Source organism: Ensifer sesbaniae (assembly GCF_013283665.1).
GTDB classification, from domain to species: domain Bacteria; phylum Pseudomonadota; class Alphaproteobacteria; order Rhizobiales; family Rhizobiaceae; genus Ensifer; species Ensifer sesbaniae.
In genome coordinates, this window is the sequence record NZ_JABEKU010000001.1 from 83,380 (window position 1) to 101,066 (window position 17,687).

At 62.1% G+C, this 17,687-nt stretch carries 14 protein-coding genes and 1 pseudogene; 5 read left to right on the forward strand and 10 right to left on the reverse strand.

Annotated elements, in window-relative coordinates:
• Positions 1–65 precede the first annotated feature (65 nt).
• The 9 genes from BHMPCIPO_RS00375 to BHMPCIPO_RS00420 all read right to left on the reverse strand — a co-directional run bounded on the left by BHMPCIPO_RS00375 (position 66) and on the right by BHMPCIPO_RS00420 (position 10,885).
• Positions 66–1,202, reverse strand: coding sequence for a methionine adenosyltransferase (locus tag BHMPCIPO_RS00375; protein WP_312032932.1), 1,137 nt, complete (start codon positions 1,200–1,202; stop codon positions 66–68).
• Between the two features lie 120 nt (positions 1,203–1,322).
• Positions 1,323–2,906: an ABC1 kinase family protein gene (locus BHMPCIPO_RS00380; RefSeq protein WP_246304216.1), complete on the reverse strand. Its 1,584-nt coding sequence runs from the start codon at positions 2,904–2,906 to the stop codon at positions 1,323–1,325.
• 42 nt (positions 2,907–2,948) lie between these two features.
• Positions 2,949–3,491, reverse strand: a complete 543-nt coding sequence (locus BHMPCIPO_RS32690) for an iron transporter (RefSeq protein ID WP_246304217.1) — start codon at positions 3,489–3,491, stop codon at positions 2,949–2,951.
• Positions 3,492–3,532: 41 nt separating this feature from the next.
• Positions 3,533–4,207, reverse strand: coding sequence for a methyltransferase family protein (locus BHMPCIPO_RS00395; RefSeq protein ID WP_173514936.1), 675 nt, complete (start codon positions 4,205–4,207; stop codon positions 3,533–3,535).
• Between the two features lie 120 nt (positions 4,208–4,327).
• Positions 4,328–5,632: a glucoamylase family protein gene (locus BHMPCIPO_RS00400; protein ID WP_173514937.1), complete on the reverse strand. Its 1,305-nt coding sequence runs from the start codon at positions 5,630–5,632 to the stop codon at positions 4,328–4,330.
• A 39-nt stretch (positions 5,633–5,671) separates the two neighbouring features.
• Complete coding sequence (locus BHMPCIPO_RS00405) at positions 5,672–5,845, reverse strand: hypothetical protein (protein ID WP_173514938.1); 174 nt, start codon at positions 5,843–5,845, stop codon at positions 5,672–5,674.
• Positions 5,846–5,959: 114 nt separating this feature from the next.
• Positions 5,960–8,137 carry a heavy metal translocating P-type ATPase gene (locus BHMPCIPO_RS00410; RefSeq protein WP_246304218.1) on the reverse strand — a complete coding sequence of 726 codons (2,178 nt, stop codon included), beginning with the start codon at positions 8,135–8,137 and terminating at the stop codon, positions 5,960–5,962.
• 184 nt (positions 8,138–8,321) lie between these two features.
• A complete protein-coding gene (locus BHMPCIPO_RS00415) occupies positions 8,322–9,230 on the reverse strand; it encodes a ribose-phosphate pyrophosphokinase (protein ID WP_173514939.1) in 909 nt (302 codons plus the stop codon).
• 92 nt (positions 9,231–9,322) lie between these two features.
• Entirely contained in the window at positions 9,323–10,885 is a 1,563-nt protein-coding gene (locus tag BHMPCIPO_RS00420; RefSeq protein ID WP_173514940.1) for a thymidine phosphorylase family protein, read from the reverse strand.
• A gap of 357 nt (positions 10,886–11,242) precedes the next feature.
• Between BHMPCIPO_RS00420 and BHMPCIPO_RS00425 the strand changes: the two genes are divergently transcribed.
• From BHMPCIPO_RS00425 to BHMPCIPO_RS32700, 4 genes are all read left to right on the forward strand, one after another.
• Positions 11,243–11,875, forward strand: a complete 633-nt coding sequence (locus BHMPCIPO_RS00425) for a Spy/CpxP family protein refolding chaperone (RefSeq protein WP_173514941.1) — start codon at positions 11,243–11,245, stop codon at positions 11,873–11,875.
• Between the two features lie 28 nt (positions 11,876–11,903).
• Positions 11,904–12,197, forward strand: a complete 294-nt coding sequence (locus BHMPCIPO_RS00430) for a DUF2933 domain-containing protein (protein WP_173514942.1) — start codon at positions 11,904–11,906, stop codon at positions 12,195–12,197.
• Between the two features lie 887 nt (positions 12,198–13,084).
• The gene (locus BHMPCIPO_RS33595; protein WP_312032933.1) at positions 13,085–14,062 is read left to right on the forward strand and encodes an ABC transporter permease; all 978 of its coding nucleotides are present in this window, start codon (positions 13,085–13,087) and stop codon (positions 14,060–14,062) included.
• Entirely contained in the window at positions 14,059–14,484 is a 426-nt protein-coding gene (locus tag BHMPCIPO_RS32700) for a hypothetical protein (RefSeq protein WP_246304219.1), read from the forward strand. The genes BHMPCIPO_RS33595 and BHMPCIPO_RS32700 overlap by 4 nt, the downstream gene beginning before the upstream one ends.
• A gap of 78 nt (positions 14,485–14,562) precedes the next feature.
• On the opposite strand, the gene BHMPCIPO_RS00440 is transcribed toward BHMPCIPO_RS32700, so the two are convergent.
• Positions 14,563–16,803: a heavy metal translocating P-type ATPase gene (locus BHMPCIPO_RS00440; RefSeq protein ID WP_246304348.1), complete on the reverse strand. Its 2,241-nt coding sequence runs from the start codon at positions 16,801–16,803 to the stop codon at positions 14,563–14,565.
• 302 nt (positions 16,804–17,105) lie between these two features.
• On the opposite strand from BHMPCIPO_RS00440, the pseudogene BHMPCIPO_RS32705 reads away from it, so the two are divergent.
• Positions 17,106–17,589 (forward strand): annotated as a pseudogene (locus BHMPCIPO_RS32705) (MgtC/SapB family protein); the annotation flags it as partial.
• Between the last annotated feature and the right edge of the window lie 98 nt (positions 17,590–17,687).

Below are 17,687 nucleotides of genomic sequence, written 5' to 3' on the forward strand. Positions count from 1 at the left end.
CACCGTCTCATCCGCCGAGGCGCGCAGCCTTGTAGCGGCGGCTCATCGCGGCCGAGACCGCGGCGTCAAAAAACGGTGACCGTGCGGTCTACGAACTCGTCAATCAAGCTCGGCAGCCGATTGAGGTGATCTTCCGCGACGCTTGCCACCTGCTGGCTGATTTCGGCGACCGCCAATTCCTTGTGCGTCGCGACCTTCACGTGCAGCACCGACGGCCGATTTACAGGATCGCCGATGCGGCTCACCATCACGCAGTTGGTGGCCTCGACGCCTGGGACGGAGTTGACGATATCCTCCGCGATCCGTTGCGCCAGGACATTGTAGATTTTTCCGACATGTGTGGCCGGGTTCTTGCCCGCCGCCGCTTCGAGGCTCATCGGCCGGCACGGGGTAATCAGGCCGTTCACTCGGTTGCCTCGTCCCACTTGCCCGTCGTCGCCGGCCTCGGCGGAAGTTCCCGTTACGGTGAGATAGAACATGCCGGAACGCTCGTCGTCGGCAGTGTTGACTCCGATGTCGCATTCGTGAAAGCCGTGGCGCCGCGCAAGTTCTCGCACAGTCTCACCGAGTGCGGACTTTTCCGCCAGGTAATCGTCCGCGTGGGCAACATGAAGGCCGATCATGGCGCATGCGACCGTCAATCGGACCGACTGGTCATGTCGAACACCCATTACCTTGACGTCCTCGCCCCAGGCCGGATGATCGTGCCAGCGGTCGCGTCCATTGAGGTGACGTTCCACCGCAAGCACGAGACTTTCCAGTGCACTCGCCGGAGCATAGCCTGTAGCGAACGACGTATCATTTGCCAGCGCAGTCCGGTCGTCGCGGGAAAACAGATCGCGCAAGTCTTGTGAACCCGACCGGATGAGCGGGTGAATTCGCACGTGGCGGCCCACGTCGAGCGCATGTAAGTTGGATCGCAGCCAAGACCGCGATCCCTCGATCGCGATCTCCTCGATCGGGATGGCTTCGTTGGCGATCCCGGACGTCGCCCGGCCGGCCAGGTAGATGTCGATCGGCGCGACTACCGAGCCGCCGCCGAAAGCAGGACTGGAGCGGCCACCGCACAAAAGCGCCTTGTCGACATTGTGGTGCAGAATGCGACCGAAACGCTGGCGGTATTCGCGGCAGAGGTTGCGGGAAAGCGTCTCGGCAAGGGCGTCGCAGATCGTGTCGGGATGGCCGAGGCCCTTGCGCTCCACGACCTCGACCGGATCATCCCGAGTGACGAGGTCTGAAATCGTCAAAGCAAGCATGGGTGATCTCCTTTTGTTGGACCGGTGGCGCGACACGCATTTTGATGGCCTCTTGCCGTCCGGGTTTCAGAGCTTTCCGGAGCGGGCGATCGCCTGCACGAGGCGAAGCGTGAACCAAAGCGCCAAAGCAAAGGCAACTGCCGCTAACAGCGGGATCTCGCCCAAGACACGCGGTCCCGCGGCGTCCATGAGCAGCGCCCCGGACACGAAGAGACCGGCAGCGATCAGTGCGAGCACGAGCCGATTGCTGCTCCTGTCGAGGTGCTCATGCAGGCCCTTGAGTTCGCGTACATGCAGACTGAGTCCGAGGCCGCTGCCTTCCCGAGCAAGCTGCTGGACCCATGCGCTGAGCATCGCAGGCAGGTCGTGCGCTGCCGACGCTGCATCGAGCCGCCAGCGGCTGAAGGTGGTTGTCCAGTCGGCCTCTTTCATCGCGGCGTTCAGCACGTCCGGAGCCTTGGTCTGCAAGGATTCAAGAAGTTGGAACTCAGGGTCGAGGATGCGCACGGTGTGCTCGGCGAGAAACATCGCCCGCATCAGAACGAGAAGATCCAGCGGGACAAACACATTTTGTGCCTGCCCGAGCCGCGTCACTCGCAAGAACGCTTCCGCCAGGGACCAGTCCTTGAGTGGAAGCGCGGCATAGTCGCCGATGATCTCCACCAGGCCGCGGCGAAACTCGCTCCGGTCCAGTTCTCCACCCAATATTCCGAGATCGATCGCGGCCTCGAGGAGCCAGTCGGCGTCCTGACGAACGAAGGCCGTGGCAAAGGCGGCGAGCTTGCGCCGCATGGCCCGATCGAGAAATCCGACGATCCCGAAGTCGTGCAGGCAAATTCGCCCGTCTTCGGTGACGAAGAGATTGCCAGGGTGCGGATCGCCATGGAAAACCCCCAACACGAAAATCTGATGGAGGTAGGCGTCGACAAAATTTCCCGCGAGGCGAGGACCGTCCGATCTCAAGGATGCGTCGTCGATCCGCCTGCCGCTGCTTCGCTCCTGGACGATCACGGTTTCCGAGACCAAGTCATTGATCACATCTGGAATCTTCAGCGTGGGCCAATCGGCGAAGGCCGTCACGAAGTTCCTGATGCTTCTTGCCTCGCGGCAAAAATCGATCTCCTTTAAGAGGTTGGTCCATATCTCCGTGACGATGCGCAGCGGCTGATAGTGGCGCAGGCGCGGCATGATCACTGTCGCCACGCGCGCCAGCCAGAACAGGGAACGCATGTCCTGATTGATCTGTCGCTTCAGGCCCGGCCGGCGAACCTTGACAATGACGCTTCTTCCGTCCCGAAGGCGTGCGCCGTGCACCTGTGCGACGGAGGCCGCAGCCAGCGGCGTTTCGTCCAAGTCGGTAAACAACTCCGGTACGGGCCTGCCAAGGCCGCGCTCGATCTCCTCCATCGCGACGCTCGTCGCGAAGGGCGAAACGTGGTCCTGCAGCTTCTGCAATGCGACGACGTAGTCATCGGGCAGGATATCCCGGCGTATGCTGAGCGCCTGGCCGAACTTGATGAACGTCGTGCCAAGGCTTTCAAGACTAAGGCGAAATTGTTTGGAGGAGGGCGGTTTCGAGGGGAGGAGGCGAAGCGCGCGCAGGGCACTTCCAAGCGCGAACGCCATGGCCACGAAGACGATGTGAAGCATACGGAATATCGGCATCTAACATGTCAAGCGGTTGCCCGTGCCTCATCTCGTGTGTTGATACTCGAAACCGACGTGAACCGGATGCTCCCGGTCGGGAATGCTGATCTGGAGACGGATATCGTAGCGGTCGGTGCCCAGCAGCGTGACGAAGTTGCCGTAAGTGACTGTTTCGGCGATCGTCATTGGCTGGAGTTCAATCGTTTTCGTTCCGACATTGCCCAAGCCCGACACGGTCGCCGCCACTCCGGCGTACTCGATCCGAGCTCCGCTCAGTGCGTCGAAGATCGCGACGACGATGTGGTACTGGTGCGCTCCGCCCGGAGCGCCATCGTGCATGCTCGCTTCAGGATGCTCCTTCGGATGCCTGCGCACTATTGCCGCGGGCAGAACGCCAAGGTAGACGGCCAGATCATTGACGACCCGGTAATTCTCGTCCTCGGAGGCGGCCGAGGCATGAGATGTCGCGAGCGCGAACATCAACGCGATGGCGAGCAGAGTCAGCAGGCATTGCCGCCATACCGACCGATACTCGTGCGCCAGAGCAACTGCGGTCGCTTCAGACCTGTATCCTGCTGGGTGCAACATGGCGGTCCTCCTCACGCGAGAGACCCGGTTTTTGGCAGCGTCTATTTCGGCCCCGCAACATCCGTTTTCGAAAGATGTGTGAAGCTGCTGAGACGCGGAATGAAGGCCGGCACCTCGCGCATGTATTGTTCGTATGCAGGCCCGAACTCGGTGAGCGCTTCGCGTTCTTCCGCGCGCGCCAGGCGTACGTACATGAAGACCAGAATCGGGAACATCGCCAACGTCAGCAGCGTCGGCCACTGCAAGAGAAAGCCCAGCATCACCAGCACGAAGCCGACATACTGCGGATGGCGGACGTAGGCATAGGCCCCGGTCGTGGCTATGGCTGTTTGCGTCTGGGCTTCGTAAAGCACCTTCCAGCCTGCGGATATCAGCCAGAAACCGCCGCCTATGAAGACGAAGCTCAGGAGATGGAACGGACCGAAGTGCGGATTGGTCCTCCAGCCGAAAAGCTCCTCGAGAAGGTGTCCTGCATCATGAGAGAACCAGTCGACGCCCGGATAGCGGCTCTGCAGCCAGCCTGAAAGCAAATAGATCGTCAGCGGAAAGCCGTACATTTCCGTGAACAGGGCAACGAGGAAAGCGCTGAAGGCACCGAATGACCGCCAGTCGCGATTCGTCTGCGGGCGAAAGAACGAGAAAGCGAAGATGATGAAGATCGCGGAATTGACGATCACCAGTGACCAAAGGCCATAGGCAGGAGCATTGTCATGCATTGTCGGCCTCAACTCATCCGGTGCAGCCTCGCGAACGTTTGAAGACCGGCACCAATGCCTACAACGCTACCAAACCCGTGGCGGCGCGCATTGATGCCGATCAAGTGGTGGGAGCGACGATCACGTTGCTGAAAGCCAGCCGCCACGAAAGTCGGCGCGTCGCAGCCCCTCAACAATGTAGGGGCAACTGCGCATCAGGTCCCACAACAAGCCGTTCTGATAATTTTCGATCATCAGCACGATTGGCCCCTGATTGAGCCCGAAGTGCCAGGGGGACACCCAAAAGCCATAGGGATTGCCGGACTCGCCCGGATGAGTGGGATTGAAGGCCGCCTTGAACCCATATCTGTTGAACATCTTCAGTCTCGCCTGATGGATGCAGTAATCCAGCCCCTGCAGCACGATATCCGGTGCGAAGGGCAGTGAGGCGGCGACCGCCCAGGGCGCGAGCGTGCCGTCGTCCGGTCCGTAGGGGACGCCGCGGTCGACATAGTCGTAGAAATCTCGCTGAATGCCTTTCAGCTTGAGCGTTGCCGGACCTGGCCCCTCGCTAGCCGTTATCCCCCAGCAGCATTCGCGGTAGCCTTCGAACTTGCGGGGATTGGCCACGGCATAGGCCCGCTGCACATGGGTCGCGCGGCGGCTGTTCTCGAAGTAGTCGATGCCTTTTTCACGCATATAGGTATCCTGAATGTCACGGAAATCGATCCAGACGTGGGATAGCTGGTGCGTGAAGAGTGGACCCGCGTAGAGGTATTCGTAGCCGTAGCAATTCTCCCACCGATAGGTGGAGGTCCAGGCGGCGTAGCTCGATTTCGGAAGCGGGTGGGTGGGCGAGCCGAGCCCGAGAACATAGAGAAGCAGCGCCTCGTTATAACCCTCCCAGCGGTACTCGAGGAAGCCGCTCTCCGGTTTCCAGCCATGCGTTACCGTCGCTCCGCCATCCAGCGCCCACCGCCAATCCGCCCGGCGATAGAGCGCGTCCGCGATCTCGCCTATTTCCCGTTCGCGAGCGTCGGAAGCGTCGAAATACGCGGCAGCCGACAAGGCCCCAGCCAAGAGCAGGGCGCTGTCGATCGTTGATAACTCGCATTGCCAGGCGCGCCGGCCGGTCACCATATCGAGAAAGTGATAGTAGAAGCCCTTGTACCCAGTGGCATCGGCATCGGGTCCTTGAGGACTATCGAGGAAGAACCGGACCGTGGCCAGGGCTCGTGTCACGGCCGCTTCGCGACTCATCAGGCCGCGCTCCACCGCCACGGGGTAGCATGCGAGGGCGAGACCCGTCGCCGCGATGCTCGCCGGCCAATTCGGCGCTGTCTTGTCGAGGATCAGGCCATTTGCGGGGTTCACTTCATGGAGAAAGTAGTCGAACGTCTCCCGCTGAAGCTGGCGAAGCTGGTCGATAGACTGGTGCTCCATCATGGATACCTCTTGGGGAGCCGGAGCGCACAAGCAGCCGAGTTACTTGTCGGACTTCTCAGGGCCGCTCTTCTGCTCGGGCGTTGGCAGCGGCTGCAGGCTGAGATAGGTGACCGTCGCCATCACCGCCGGACATGCAAGCAGTAGTACGAGGGTCAGCAGCGTCCACCACGAGACACCGAACAGGACGAGGACCAATCCGGAGAGAGCCAACATCAGGGGCAGGCATGCCCATGCCAGGCGATACGGCCCTGCGCTTGACCGTGATCTTGATGCGGGGCGGGATTCCGGTGCGTGTTGAAGGGGTTCCGTGCTCATCTCACTTCTCCATCATCGCGCCAGTGAGATTCTGGCGCGTTTCAGCAGCGCTGAATTGACGATCACCGACAACGAACTGAGCGCCATGGCCGCTGCGGCTATGATGGGATTGAGGAAACCGAGGGCGGCAATGGGGATGCCGATGCTGTTATAGATGAAAGCCCAGAAGAGGTTCTGCTTGATCTTGCGAAGCGTCGCGCGAGACAGCCGGATGGCCATCACGACCTCACGGACGTCGTCCTTGATCAGAACGATCCCGCCGGTCTCCTTGGCGACATCCGAACCCGAACCGATCGCAATGCCGATATCAGCGGTGGCGAGGGCCGGAGCGTCATTGACGCCATCACCAACCATCGCCACCATCTTGCCGCCGGCTTGCAACTCCTTGATGATCCGAGCTTTGTCGCCAGGCAGCACCTCGGCGATGACCCGGTCGATGCCGAGCTGGCGGGCGACCGCCGTCGCGGTGCGCTCATTGTCGCCGGTGAGCAGGATGACCTCGATCCCCTCACCGCGCAGCGCGGCGATCGCCTCCTTCGCCTCGGGTTTGAGCGTGTCGGCGACGGCGATGATACCGATGGCCGCACCATCCGCAGCAACGAGCATGGCGGTCTTGCCTTCTTCCTCGAGCGGCTTCATCGCCTGTTCGGCGTCGGCGATCGCAATGCCTTCATCGCGGAAGAATTGCCGGTTGCCGAGGGCAACACGCCGCCCGTCGACATTTCCTCTGATGCCCTTTCCGGGCACAGCCTCGAAGCCGGCAACGACGGGGTAGATCAACTGCCTATGGCTCGCGGCACGTACGATCGCTTCGCCAAGCGGGTGCTCGGAGCCGACCTCGACTGCGGCGGCAATGCGCAGCACGTCGGCTTCGCTGTTGCCGCCAAACGGAACGATGTCGGTCACATTCGGTTCGCCGCGCGTCAGTGTGCCTGTCTTGTCGAAGACGACGACCTCGAGCTTTCTGGCCCGTTCGAGCACCTCGGCACCGCGAATGAGGATGCCAGCTTCAGCGCCCTTGCCGACACCGACCATCAGCGCTGCGGGCGTGGCGACGCCGAGCGCACAGGGGCAAGAGATGATGAGGACGGCAATGAAGGCGAGCAGCGCCTGTGGGAAGTTGCCGGCGGACCACCAGCCGGCGAAGGCAAGGAACGCCACGCCGACGACCGCCGGCACGAAGTAGCGGGTCACCTGATCGGCCAGCCGTTGCACCTGCGCGGTGCTCGCCTGTGCCTGCTCGACCATCCTGATGATCTGGGAAAGCGCCGTGTCCTTGCCCACATGCGTGGCCCGAAAGCGGAGCATGCCGCTACGATTGAGGGTCGCTCCGATCACCTTCGAACCTTCAGATTTTTCCACTGGCATGGACTCGCCGGTGAGCATAGATTCGTCCACCGAGGATTGCCCCTCCAATACTTCGCCGTCCGTAGGGATGCGTTCGCCGGGCCGGACGACGACGGTCTCGCCGACCATGATGGACTCGGCGGGGATCTCGGTCTCGATGCCGTTGCGCAACACATGGGCGACGGCAGGTCTCAGGTCAAGAAGCCGGCGTACGGCGGCCGACGAGCGTTTCTTGATGATTTCCTCCATGTACTTGCCAAGGAGGACAAAGGCGATGATGACCGCTGAAACCTCGAAATAGACGTCGCGTTCTTCGACCTTGACCGGGAGCATTTCGGGCGCGAAGACGACGACGACGCTGTAAAGATAGGCGACGGTCGTGCCGAGGGCGATGAGGAAGTCCATGTTGATCGAGCGACTGCGGACGGCTTGCCAGGCACCGACGTAGAAGCTCCAGCCGCCGATGAACTGCACCGGCGTCACCAGGATGAACAGCCAAACGCCCCAGGTGAACCAGGGCAACGCGGGAATCGGAACCCAGGTCAGCAGCGTGGCACCGGCAGCGAGCGCGATGAAGGCTCCCGCCCGGAGGATGGCGAGCGCCAGAACCCCGGTGAGCGCGATCGCGACCCTCGTGCGCATCGACTTGAGTTCGCGCTCCGGGTCCTCGAAGGTTCTCAGGCAAGTCTGGCTGCAGAAGTAGTATGTGCGTCCGCCGCGCTCGGAGGTGAGCGCCGTCGACTTATCGACCATCATGCCGCAGATCGGATCCTTGGCGCGCGTGTCACCGGTGGACGCGGTCGCGGCATGCATATGGGGCGTGGTGGTTTGTTCATGCAGCATCGAAACGCACTCCCGGTGACTGGTCGGTAACTGGGCACTTCACGGGCGAACCAAGCCTAAACCGCATGCGGGAGTGCGGCATTGATCCCCATCAATTGCTGCCGCCTGCTCCAGCGCCGCGGTTCTTACACGCTGCCGGATCTTTTGCTCTCGCTGCCGCGTGTCTTGATCGAAACCGGATTGATCACGGGTTGTGCAGCAAATCCCTTATGCCCGCCGCAAGCGGACCCGAAATGTCGATCGCGTTCGAGGGATGAGCAACCGTATTCGTGGTGACTATCTGCTTCGCGGTTTCAGCGAGCGCGGCAAAGCTGTCCCCTACAAAGAGCGCATGAACCGCAATGCAGACGGAGGGCGAAAGACCAATGGACCGGAGCTGGCGCGCGGTTTCGATCATGGTCTGCGCCGACGAGACGATATCGTCCACGAGCACCGGCGTTCGGTCGCTGAAGCCCTCCATGGCCGGCAGGGATATCCTGACGTCACGATCGCCGAAGCGCTCTTTGCGCAGCACCCGATAAGGCGCGCCCACCAAGTCCGCCACGGTCGACACCCACTGTTCGCTCTCGATGTCGGGACCGACCAGGAGCGGACGCTCAACCGTTCCCCTGATCCACTCAGCCAGGGCCGGGGCGGCGGCGATCACGCTCGATGGAATGGAATAGATAGCGTCGAGCGACTGATACCGGTGCAGATGCGGGTCCACCGTCGTCAGCCAGTCGATCTCGCGCGACAGCGCCCCAGCGAATGCTGCGGAGGTCACCGCTTCCCCCGACCGAAAGCTTTTGTCCTGACGCATGTACGAGAGATAGGGCGCGATCAGCCCGACGCCCTTCGCCCCGAGCTGCCGCGCGGCGGAGGCGGCAAAAATCAGGGGGAGAAACTTTGGGTCGGGACGGTCAAGAGTGCAGACAAGCCCGATTGATCGGCCGGATGGAGAGGTGATGAACCGCACGTAGGTCTCCTCGTCCGGGAAGCGGCGCATCTCGATTTCTCCAAGCTCCGCACCGACCCGGTCTGCGAGCTTCCTGGCCAGATCTTCGTTGCCGGGAAGTGGGAAAAGCAGCGGCGGCGGGTTCCGGCACTCAGTCATTGTGCGGCCCTCACTTGAACTTTGTTCCTTCCATGGTCGTACGATCGCCGACGACAGCGATCGGTTGATGTGTCGTCATGGACCTCGTGCCCTTATGCTTTTTTCCTTTCTGGCCCGCTCTCGCCAATCTCCACGGCCTCCGGACCGGCATCGGCATAAGCGAGCGCATAGTCCAGTTCCCCTGGTGTCTCGGCATAGACGGTAAACAACGGCTGGCCGGCGGCGACTGCGTTGCCGACCCGCACGTGCATCTCCACGCCTGCCGCCTTGGAGGCCGGTGCGCCCGCGAGTTTGGCGATCCTTGCGATCCTGCGGTTATCAATGGAAATGACCTGGCCGCTGACACCCGCCAGCCGCGGCCGACGGTGCTGCGCCGTCGGTGGAACCCTCAGACCGCCCTGAGCCTCGCAGATACGCTGGAACTTCGCCCAGGCCCCGCCATTTGCGATTGTCTGGGCGGCAAGGATGGCACCTTCGCCGGAGGCAGCCTTCCCGGACAATTCCAGCAGCGCTCCGGCAAGCATGCACGCTCGCGCGTGCAGATCCTTGGGAAAGCCGGGGGTCTGCTGCAAAACGGCCAGTACGTCCCTGGCTTCAAGTGCTGGGCCGACGCCGATGCCGACTGGCTGCTTGCCGTCGGTGATCACGACTTCGGTGGCAATGCCAAACCTGGCGGCAACGCTAGTCAGTTGGGCGGCGAGCGCTTCTCCGGCGGCGGTAGTCCGAACCTTGACCGTCGGCCCTACCGGGATATCGAGGACGAGATGGCTCGCGCCGGCGGCGACCTTCTTGGACAGGACGGATGCGACAAGCTGTCCCTCGGAATCGAGATCGAGAACCCGCTCGACTCTGATCAACAGATCATCGGCCGGACTTAGGCGAATCGCGCCACCCCAGACAATACAGCCGCCTTCCAGATCGACTACTCTGCGGATCGAAGGAAGGTCGAGATCAACTGGCGCAAGCGTTTCCATCGCGTCCGCCGTTCCGGCCGGCGAGGTTATGGCGCGAGAGGAGGTTTTTGGCATCGTCAGCCCAAGCGCGGCGGCAACGGCGACGATGATCGGCGTAGTGCGGTTGCCGGGCAGCCCGCCGACGCAATGCTTGTCCACCACCGGCGATTGCCGCCATGTCAGGGTCTCTCCGATGTCAACCATGACGCGGGTGAGCGCGACCATTTCTTCCTGATCGAGGGGAAAGGACGATCCCGAGACGAGGTAGGCGGCCGTCTCTATGCCGGAGTAACGCCGTGCCGCGATGTCATTCAGTATTTCGCGGAATTGGGTGGCGTTCAGTCTGTTGCCGAATATCCTGGCGCGGACCTGACTGAAGGAGGTCAGGGGAACCGGATGCTGGACCGTTACCGGATCACCCTCACGGACGTCCAGCAGTTCCCAGGCGGTTTCCGAAAGTCCGGCCTCGCCAACGCCCAGCCAATCGGTGGAGACTTGGAACAGGGTGCAGATGACGCTCCTTTCACCAGTACGAAGCAGCACGCGCGAACGTGATGAAAGCCCCTCGGAACGGCACACGGGGCAGTCAACGCGCATGAAGACGACTGGCTCGTCCGAGGCCAGCACGCCTATCCTTCTGGCCTTGAGGCGGTGTGGTTCCAAGGGAGGAGGGGGGATATTCGAATCGGTTCCTTCGCTCATGCCTACACCACCCACCTTTTCAGGATGATCGAGCGCACTGCAGTTTCACCCGAGTTTGTCCTCCGTGTGCGGTTGCAGAGCACGATGAACCTCGGATTGTCAGACCACGACCGAATTATCGCCGGCTGCGGAAGTCGGTCATTGACGAAGATCAACCGGCGCCAGGCCCGCGGGCCTGTTCGGAATGTTGCGAGCGCTTTTCAACCCTTGCCTACGTCTTAAGGCTACTAACGAGACTACGCAGGTCCGGCCTGCTCGTCAGCGGTCCCCGCGTTCGACGTTGACCTGCGTCAAGGTTGTTTCTTTGAACGCGTTTATCCTTGAAGCAATACCGCGCGATCCAACGGAGAGACGAACATGTCGACACTGCGAACGATCCTGTTGACCGGCACAATTCTCGTGCTGGGGATGCCGAGCTTTGCAGAAGATGCACATCATCCGACGGCCGGGCAGGCGAGCGAAGAGCGCGCGCAAACCCTGGTCCCCGCCGCAAGGTCGAGCGCCATGATGCCTTACGGCATGATGTCCGGCGACATGATGGGCGCCATGATGGGGATGATGGGCGGCGGCCAGGGTCCCATGGGCATGATGGCCGTCGGACAAGGCGCCATAGGGCAGAGCGGAATGGGGGCGATGGCGCAGATGATGGCCCCCGAACATATCGAGGGGCGCATTGCGTTCCTGAAAACGGAGCTCAAGATAACGGCCGAGCAGGAGTCGTTGTGGAACGCATTCGCCGAGATTCTGCGTGCCGACGCCCGTAGCGCGCGGGAGGGCATGATGCCGATGCCGGGTCCGATGGGTGGGACGGGTGGGGCCGCGGCGACCCCAGTGCAGCGTATTGAGGTTCGGGAAAGCGCGCTCGCCAGCCGGCTCGAAAGTGTGCGCAAGTTGAAAGCAACCCTCGTTCCACTTTATCAGGCGCTCGATGGCGCCCAGAAGCAGATGGCCGACAGGCTGCTCGTGCCGCCGATGATGGGAATGATGTGAGCGAACGAGCGGGAGGGAGGTCATCCCGATGGGCAGCGAAGATCGTTTGGCGCAGCCGCCGCCGGATTTGCACGACGGACACAATCGCGACGTCGAGGAGCCCAAAGGCTTCTGGCGATCGAGGTCAACGATCGTATTGCTCGGTTTCTTCTTGATGGGTGGACTCCTGCTTGTCTCGGAGCATCGCCTGCACGCGCTCGGCTACCTGCCTTACCTGCTCGTCCTTGCTTGTCCGCTCATGCACATTTTTCACCACGGTGGTCATGGCGGCCATGGCGCACACAAGCCCGGCCGGGAGCGCGGTGGGAGCCAGAGGCGCTGATTCGTGCGTGCGCGTCCGATGCGCATCGGGCACCGCTTAAAATTGCGACTCCGGCATGCGCGCGCTCCCTCGGAGAAGACGATGGCGGAGACGTTATTTCGCGCGAGGTCTCTGACGAGAACCTGACCGGCGAAGTTGCCGTGCACTCCCCCTGCACGACATCAGAATTCAAGTAAATGAGCGGCGGCTCACCGCAGCCGCACGGACTTGGTGACGCATGGCCACGCGACACCAAATTGCAGCGGGATCAGAGGCGGCTCTGGGGGCAGGTCCTCGCCATCGCCCTAAAAGCGCGTCGCGAGTTTTGAGATTCAAGATTCTCATATGTGGAACGGCTCTGCGGTCAAGGTGTTTCTGATCTCAGATGATCCGAGGGCTGATGCGCCCATATATCCGGCCTTTTCGCGCAGCGCTGGGCTACCGGCCTTGATGACGTTCGCGATTGGATTGACCTAAACAAATCAGCGAGCTCAAAGCACGTTGGGAATCACGGTCTTGATCCAATCCGGATGTCTTTCCTCGGGGGTCATCATTGACATTGCCCCTTGGCCTCTGTCTGTCGGCTGATGCCGACAAGCTACCTTCGCACGGGTTTCATGCCGCCACCATTTCGCTCGCAGCGTCACGGAATTGCCCACCCCTTGCCAGAAGAGCCGTCTTCGCGGAGGTGACACGGGCTCCGAAGACGCTCGTCCCTCGCATCGCCGAGATTTCCGGCGTTGCGGGTGTCGAAGTCCGGATCGCCGAACTCGCGCTTCTCGACATCCCGGATTTCCCCGAACCCGCGACCGGGGGGTCATTTCACTTCCGGAGGGTGCCCCCTCCTGCTCAACCGACTCTACATGCGGGGCGGCCGGCTGCCTGACACAAACGACCTGGACGAGGTGGTGGTCAACGAGGGCTCTGCGAAGGCGCATGGCCTCGAACCGGGCGACCGCTTCTCCGCCACGCTCAACGGCCGCAAGCGTGAGCTTACGATCGTGGGCGTCGTGTTGTCGCCGGAGTACGTCTATGCGATCGGCCCCGGCGATAGGATGCCCGACGATCGCCGATTTGCAATAATCTGGATGTCGGAGCGCGCTCTGGCGGAAGTCTATGGTCTCGAGGCTGCGTTCTCCTGGGGCAGCCTCAAGCTGATGCCGGATGCGGTGGAGACGGAGGTAATCGGTGCGCTCGACGACATGCTCGAACCCTATGGCGGCGGCGCAGCCTACGGACGCAAGGACCAGACTTCTGATGCGTATCTCGAGCACGGCCTCGACATGCTCAGGAACATGAGCCACACACTGCCGCCGATCTTCCTCGTCGTCAGCGCCTTCCTCGTGAACTTGACCCTCAGCCGACTAGTGGCGCTCGAACGGGAGCAAATCGGACTGCTCAAGGCGCTCGGGTGCTCCAATGCCAGCATTGTCGCCCACTATCTGAAATTCGTAGCCGCCATCGCGATCATCGGCATCGTCGTCGGCAGTGCAGCGGGAATCTGGCTCGGCGTCTATGTGACGCGGCTTTTCGGCGAGTATTACCGCTTCCCGTTCCTCGTTTTTGCCAGGAACCTCGACGCTTATGTTCTGGCCGCTCTTCTGAGCATCGCCGCTGCGCTCGACGGGGCGCTCAGGTCCCTTCGCGAGATCGTCTCGCTGGCCGCCGCCGTCGCCATGCGGCCTCCGGCTCCTCCGTCGTTCCGACGCACCCTGTTCGGCCGGACCTCGCTTGGCTCCCTGCTCTCACAACGTACGATGATGATGATCAGAAGCATGGCACGGAAACCGATCCGGGCGGTCTTGGCGACGCTCGGCATGGCCTTTGCGACCGGCATTCTCGTCGTCTCGCTGTTCGTCGGAAATGCCATGGAAGAACTGACGTGACCTACTTCATGGCCGATCGCCAGGATGCGACGATCAGCTTTGTGAAGGAACAGCCAGAGACGGCTCTGTTCGATGTGAGCAGACCGCCCGGTGTATTTGCGGCCGAACCTTATCGGCAAGTTCCCATCCGCATTCGAAACGGAAGCCGCGAGTGCCGGACGCTGCTCTGCGGCAAGCCACCTGGAGCCGATCTCAGCCGGATCATCGATGTTGACCTGCGTACGGTCAGGCTGCCGGAGGCAGGGGTGGCTATTTCCGCCTATCTCGGATGGCTTCTCGATGCGAACGTGGGCGACACCGTCGAAGTGGACCTGCTCGACGGGCGGCGGCGGATCATCGAAGTGTTCGACGGCGAATCCTCCCGGCAAGGAAATCGATGGCGGACTATGGCCGCCATCCGGGGAGTTCAGTATATTGGGTAGCCATCTTAGGTCACCGAGCGAAGAAGACATTGATGTCGCGCAATTGGAACGATGATCGCGGGCAGTGCAGATGGTCCACTACTCGCCCTCCAGTAATCGATAGATTTCCTGCTCCTGGGCAAAGTGTAGCCGTGTGATGGCTTCGAGCCCGTGAAGCAGGCGCTGGATTTCGTAACGCTGTGCCGGGCTCGGCCCATGGTCGCCAAGGGCCTTTCGAAGCGAAGTCAGGTTGTGGACCTGACGCTGAATCTCCATGTGAGTCCTGCTCATGCCGGCAAAGGCATCCGGCGTGCCCACCTGTCTGCGCAGTCTCGGATAGAGTTCCTCGTCGTCCCTTCGCTCATGCGGAAGAAGATGTCGTCGCAGCAAGGCGTCCAGGTCCGCAAGCTCGTTGCGAGCCTCCGATTCAGAGACGTGTTGGATACGGTCGGTCGTATGTCGGATCTCGTCCACCACATCCAGCAGGGCCTGATGCTCGGCTTCGAGTTCCAGGAGTTCCGCGTGCGACATGCGTGTTGTTTTCCGCCAGCCGCGGAAAGGATCTCCGAGCGCGCGCAGCGCATTCAAGACGGCGACGACGTCGATAACTTCCTGCAGCAGGGCGCCTTGAACCGGCGTCAAGTAACCGAGGGCGGCGACAATCATGCCTGCGACAGACAAGCTCATCCCCACATAGACGCTCTCAAGCGCGATACCGCGTGAGCGATGCGCGATGCGGATGGCGCTGACGAGGCGATCGAGCCTGTCCACCAGGATCACGATATCAGCCGCTTCCGATGAGGCAGCGGCCCCTCGCGCACCCATCGCTACGCCGATGTCGGCGGCCGCGAGCGCTGGCGCGTCGTTGACGCCGTCGCCCACCATCATGACCGGTCCGGCCGACCTCTCTGCGTACACGATCCGCGTTTTGTCCTCCGGCTTCAATTCCGCGACAATGCTGTCCAGCCCCAGGAATGACTGCAGGCTTTCAGCGCGCTCAGTGCGATCTCCGGTCGCAAGCACGATTCGGGCGACGCCAGCGTCGCGCAATCGCCTCAGCACTGTGCCGGCCTCCGGCCTGACCTCGTCCGCCAGCAGAAGTGCGCCTGCCAGAACTCCGTCCTCGGCGACGAGCACCGAGACGGTGCCATCCCTCCTGATCCACTCCCGGATCTCTCGCGAGAAGGCGGTCTCATCGATCCTAGTGCTGACGAAATCCCACCCGCCGACCGCGATTTGGTGACCGTCTATGCGGCCGGTCACGCCGGAACCCGCCGCTTCGCGGGATCCGGATGGCGCGGAAAGGCTCAATCCTCGCTCCCTGGCGGCTGCCACCAGCGCGCGGGCGATCACGTGATGTGAGCCTTGGTCCAGCGATGCCGCCAGTCGCAGCACGTCCATTGGGTCGCGATCGGTGCGGGATTTGACCTCGATCAGACGGGCCCGGCCATCGGTAATTGTTCCGGTCTTGTCGAGGATCACCGTCTTCATGCGTGCAAGCATCTCGAGGGCGCCTCCGCCCTTCACTAGCACGCCTTTGCCGGCGCAGCGGGAAACGCCGGAAATGATCGCCACCGGGACCGCGAGAATGAGGGGGCACGGTGTCGCAATGACCAGGACGGCAAGCGCTCGGATCGCTTCCCCGCTTGAGGCCCAGGCCACTCCGGCCAGAAGGAGCGTGACCGCGAGAAACACCAGCGCGTAACGGTCGGCAAGCCGGACCATCGGCGCCTTCGCGGCCTTAGCCTCCTCCACCAGTCTGGCGATCGCCGCATAGGTGCTGTCGCTCGCCGAATTCGAAGCGAGCATTTCGAAGGCATCGCCGGCATTTGTCGTGCCGCTCGTCACGGGCTCGCCGGACCGGCGGCGGACCGGCAGGGCTTCGCCTGTCAGGGCCGATTCATCCAGTACCGCATGGCCATCCAACACACTCCCATCGACAGGTATCACCTCGCCACGGCGCACCAGAATCCGGTCGCCAGGTGTCAATTCTTCGACGGAGACCTCCTGCAACCGCCCATCCGCGTAGCGCGCGGCCGTGCGCGGAACCCGATTGAGCAGTTCCGTCAATTCCCGGCGTGCGCGCCTTTCGGCGAAATCCTCCAACGCTTGTCCGCCCGTGAACATCAACGCGACAATGCTGCCGGTCAGATATTCGCCGAGGAAAAGCGCGCCGACCATCGCGAGTGCAGCGATCAAGTCGAGCCCGAACTCCCTCTTGCCGATACTGACGACGATCTCCTTGACGAGGCTCGCCAGGACGATCGCCGTGCCGGCCGCCCAAGATGCGGCGCTGAGATCGGGCTTCTCCGCGAGCCAGGCGAGCGTGCCTAAGAGCAATGCGGCAGCGATGGAGGCGAGGAGAAGACGCTTGCCCAGACGCTCTCCCTTCTGAAAAAGTAGCTCGGAAGCTCGACTCCTGCCCAAGGTGTTCTCCCTCGGATTTCGTGAAGGATATTAGATTATGGCACCGTTACCTTGATCCCGCGCAAAGCCCCCTGCAGGCAACGCTGAACGGCAGCCGAGGCACAACGCGAACGGCGACGCTTTTCCGAACTGGCTCACCGGGATAGGCGTCCAGCGACTTGTGCTTTGTGGGGCCCCCGGTTAGTAGCACATTGTAAGGGAGAAGCCGAAAACAAATGGAACCTCTTATTCTCCGCCTGGGGCTCGCACTTGCGATAGGCCTGCTCGTAAGACTTGAGCGTGGGTGGAGAGAAAGAGACACGCCCGAAAGTAGCCGAACGGCAGGTATCCGCACTTATGGTATTTCAGGCCTGCTTGGCGGGATCTTGGCGGCACTGTCCGACACAGGACGGAGCGGTCTGATATTTGCCGGCAGTTTTATGAGTTTCGCGCTGAGTTTCACCTGGTTCAAGCTTGCGCGAAACGCGGCACGATGAGGACTTCAGCGTCACCGGAGTGGTCGCTGGGTTGTGCGTGTTTGCCCTCGGCGGGCTGGCCGTGGCGGAGGATCACCGGGTAGCGGCGGCGGGTGGGGCGACGCCCGCCGCGGTGCTCGCCAGCCGCGATCTGATGCATAACGTCCTCAAGAGGCTTCCATAGATCGAAGTGCGCTCGGCTTTGGTGCTTGTGGCAATGACTGCCATGGGCCTTACGGCACTCCGTGCGGGCTGGAGAGCGACACCGTTGCAGATCGTCGAGGCCGCGGTGCTCGCAAACGCAGGCGGAAGGGTGCTGGTCGCTGTGGCAACTGGAACGTT